Below are 3892 nucleotides of genomic sequence, written 5' to 3'. Positions count from 1 at the left end.
GCTCATTGCTTCTGAAATTCCTATCGGAATTTCCTCGCAATTTTACTATCTTGGTTTCTTAATCTGAAAATCCTCGCGGATTTTCACGCAACAAACCATACACAAGACCGTTGTGCATAATGCAAAAAATCGTTCTAAAATTCAACATTTGAACTAAAAAAGCCAACCGCACAAACAGCACATTTATTTTTTTTGCCAACGCGAAATACCAACGCTAAAAAAATAAAAGAGCTGTTTTTCGCCAACGCTCGAAAAAAATGATACATTAGGAAAATGCAAACTGAAGAAGAAATCCTAAAAATAAAAAAAGTAAAAAACACCGCAGTCAGAACTGTGGTTTTACGACATCTTTTGAGCCAAGAAAAAGCCCAATCTTTAAAAGATATTGAAAACGCATTGGCATATACTGACAGAAGTTCGATTTTCAGAACGCTGAAAACATTTGAGGAAAACAAAGTTATCCACAGCATTGAAGATGGTTCTGGAATGACCAAATATGCGGTTTGTGCCAAAGGCTGTAACTGCGACCCAAAGGATTTGCACTATCATTTTTACTGTACAAACTGCGATAAAACATTCTGCCTTTTCGATGTTCCAATTCCTCAAATTGAACTTCCTCAAAACTTCAAACTACAACAAGCTAATATGGTTGTAAAAGGCTTGTGCGACAACTGCAACAAGTAATCTTTGCAATCGAGTTGCAGTAAAAGGAATTTACATTTGTACTATTCTTAAAAACAGAATTAGCAGATGACAAAAGCATTTTTAACTTCATTTTTCTTCGTTATATCATTTATTTCTTTCGCACAGAACAGCGACATTTCTATTTTCATTACAGATTCGGAAACCAACGAACCATTACTTGGAGCAACAGTTTATTTCGAGGAGCTTGAAAAAGGAGCGGTAACAAATTTTGACGGAATTGCCACATTTACGGAAATCCCTAACGGCAACCAAACCATAAAAATTTCATACGTAGGTTTCAAAACCATAGAAACAACTATTGTAGTCGGCACAAAAAAAACGTTCACTTTCAAACTTGAATCTGGAGGAAATGAATTGGACGAAGTAGTCATACAATCTTCAAGAAGTACACGAACTGTTAGAAAAATTCCAACTCGAATTGAATTTATTGGAGCGGAAGAATTAGGCGAAAAAGCAGTAATGAACCCGACAAATATTTCAATGGTACTTCGAGAAAGTACAGGCATACAGATGCAACAAACTTCGTTAAGTAGCGGAAATACCAACATTAGAATTCAAGGTCTCGATGGACGCTATACACAACTTTTGAGAGATGGATTTCCACTTTATGGCGGTTTTTCCAGCGGTTTGAGTATTTTACAAATTCCGCCATTAGACTTAAAACAATTTGAAATAATAAAAGGAAGTTCATCAACGCTTTATGGTGGTGGTGCAATTGCAGGTTTGATAAATATGGTTTCCAAAACACCAGACGAAGAACCTGCTTTGGATATTATGTTGACACAAACCCAAGCTCTGGGAAGTACAGCAAATGTGTTTTACAGCAAACGGAATGAAAAATTTGGTGTTTCACTTTATGGTTCAGGTCATTATCAAAAAGCGTATGACCCAGAAGATGATGACTTTAGTAACTTGCCAAAAACAACTTCGATTTCATTCAACCCAAAGTTCTTTTATTATCCATCGGAAAAAACAACATTTTGGTTTGGCTTAAACGGAACGTATGACGACAGAATTGGTGGCGACATCACAAAAATTGAAAGTGGCGAAAATGGCGTCCATCAATATACCGAAGAAAACGTATCGAAAAGATTGAGCAGTCAAGCGGTTTACGAAACTCAAATAGATTCCGTCAGTTCATTAACTATCAAAAATAGTATCTCGTTCTTCGACAGAGAACTGACCATTCCCGATTTTACATTTGACGGTAAACAAACCAATACATTTACGGAAATAAACTATCAAAAGTCAGCCAATAAAACTGATTGGATTTTTGGTGCAAACCTATATACTTCTGATTTTGATGAAAATGATAATGCAACTTTGCAACGCGACCAAACGGATATAACTTATGGAGCATTTGTAAATAACATTTATGACATTTCGGATAATTGGATTTTGGAAACAGGATTCAGAACAGATTACAATACCGATTTTGGCTTTTTCCCGCTTCCACGAGTTTCATTGCTATACAAAAACGATAGCGGATTTTCCAGCAGAATTGGTGGTGGTTTAGGTTACAAAATTCCAGATATTTTTACAGAAGAGGCGGAATTTATCAATTTTGAAAATGTACTTGGTATTGATAAATCTTCACTAAATGCGGAACGTTCTTACGGTGTAAATCTTGACTTCAACTATCAAACACGTTTATTTGAAACCATTGGTTTTTCTATTAATCAACTGTTTTATGTAACTGCGATTAATGATGCATTACTGTTAAATTCAACTGATAATGGATTTTTCCAATTTGAGAATGCAACAGATGAAATTTTGAGCAAAGGTGCTGAAACAAACATCAAGTTTACCTATAAAGATTTTCGTTGGTTCTTGAATTATGCACTCATTGACACAAAATTGAATTATTTGGCTGGAAATCCACAAAAACCGCTAACTGCAAAACACAACGCAGGAAGTGTTTTGATGTACGAATCTGAAAAATGGCGAATCGGTTACGAAACGTTTTACACAGGAAAACAATTTTTGTCTAATGGAACAGAAACAACCGACTTCATAACAATGGGTTTTGTGGCAATGCGAAATTTTAAATGGGGAACAACGTTTGTGAATTTTGAAAACTTTACGGACAGAAGACAAAGCAGGTTTTCGCCATTGGTTTTGCCACCACACGACAATCCAGAATTTTCCGAAATTTATGCACCAACAGACGGTTTTATATTTAGCGTTGGAGTAATAATCAAACCTTTTGGAAACGAAGATGACGACTAAAATGAACAAAACGATATTTGAAATCAGTAAGATGGATTGTCCTTCCGAGGAAAATCTTATACGAATGAAATTGGATGGAATCCAAGAAATCAAAAATCTCGATTTTGACATTCCCAACCGAAAATTGACCATTTTTCACGATGGTCATAACGACCAAATTGAAAAGTCAATTATCGAATTAAAATTAGGCGGAAAGAAAATCTCGACCGAAGAAACCAACAAAAAAGATTTTGTAGAAAACACCAACCAAAAAAAGCTACTTTGGATTGTACTGGCGATAAATTTTGTCTTCTTCATTATCGAAATGACCACAGGGCTCATCTCGAAATCAATGGGATTGGTTGCCGATAGTTTGGATATGCTTGCCGACAGTTTTGTTTACGGAATTAGCTTGTTTGCGGTTGGCGGAACGTTGATTAAGAAAAAACGGATTGCAAAAATTGCAGGCTATTTTCAGATAACACTTGCGATTATCGGATTTGTGGAAGTGTTGAGAAGATTTTTTGGAGCCGAGAAACTTCCCGATTTTTCAACGATGATTATCGTTTCGATTTTAGCACTTATCGCAAACGGAATTTGTCTTTACATTTTGCAAAAGTCAAAGAGCAAAGAAGAGGCACATATGAAAGCGAGTATGATTTTTACTTCCAATGACGTGATTATCAATTTGGGAGTAATAATCGCAGGAATTTTAGTGAATTGGCTAAATTCCAACAAACCTGATTTGATTATCGGAACAATCGTTTTTATAGTGGTAATACAAGGTGCATTTCGGATTTTGAAATTAAGTAAGTAATCGGAATTGCCAACGCTGAAAGCCATACACATTTACAGTCGCTCAAGCCATCGCACCACCAAAACTGTAAAAGAATATGTCTTGCCAACGCTCAATTTAGAACTAAATAACAAACATCGGAAAACCAAGCAAAACGTGAAAAGCACTATGCACAACAATGTA

Annotated in this window: 3 protein-coding genes; all 3 read left to right on the top strand. The window is 35.7% G+C overall.

Going from position 1 to position 3892, the window contains the following annotated elements; translation table 11 throughout:
* The first annotated feature begins 273 nt into the window (after positions 1 to 273).
* Positions 274 to 684 carry a Fur family transcriptional regulator gene (locus LCI24_RS16770; protein ID WP_047788656.1) on the top strand — a complete coding sequence of 137 codons (411 nt, stop codon included), beginning with the start codon at positions 274 to 276 and terminating at the stop codon, positions 682 to 684.
* Between the two features lie 66 nt (positions 685 to 750).
* On the top strand, positions 751 to 2934 hold the full coding sequence (locus tag LCI24_RS16765; protein ID WP_047788657.1) for a TonB-dependent receptor: 2184 nt from the start codon (positions 751 to 753) through the stop codon (positions 2932 to 2934).
* A gap of 1 nt (position 2935) precedes the next feature.
* Positions 2936 to 3730 carry a cation efflux transmembrane domain-containing protein gene (locus tag LCI24_RS16760; protein WP_047788692.1) on the top strand — a complete coding sequence of 265 codons (795 nt, stop codon included), beginning with the start codon at positions 2936 to 2938 and terminating at the stop codon, positions 3728 to 3730.
* The last annotated feature ends 162 nt before the right edge of the window (positions 3731 to 3892 follow it).

Source organism: Tenacibaculum larymnensis, from assembly GCF_028829235.1.
Classification (GTDB): Bacteria; Bacteroidota; Bacteroidia; order Flavobacteriales; family Flavobacteriaceae; genus Polaribacter; species Polaribacter larymnensis.
This window is presented reverse-complemented; position numbering and strand designations above follow the sequence as displayed.

What these genes read in the sequence shown, in the direction of transcription:
- LCI24_RS16770 (WP_047788656.1), top strand. Translation starts at nt 274, where the DNA reads ATGCAAACTGAAGAAGAAATCCTAAAAATAAAAAAAGTAAAAAACACC.
- LCI24_RS16765 (WP_047788657.1), top strand. Translation starts at nt 751, where the DNA reads ATGACAAAAGCATTTTTAACTTCATTTTTCTTCGTTATATCATTTATT.
- LCI24_RS16760 (WP_047788692.1), top strand. Translation starts at nt 2,936, where the DNA reads ATGAACAAAACGATATTTGAAATCAGTAAGATGGATTGTCCTTCCGAG.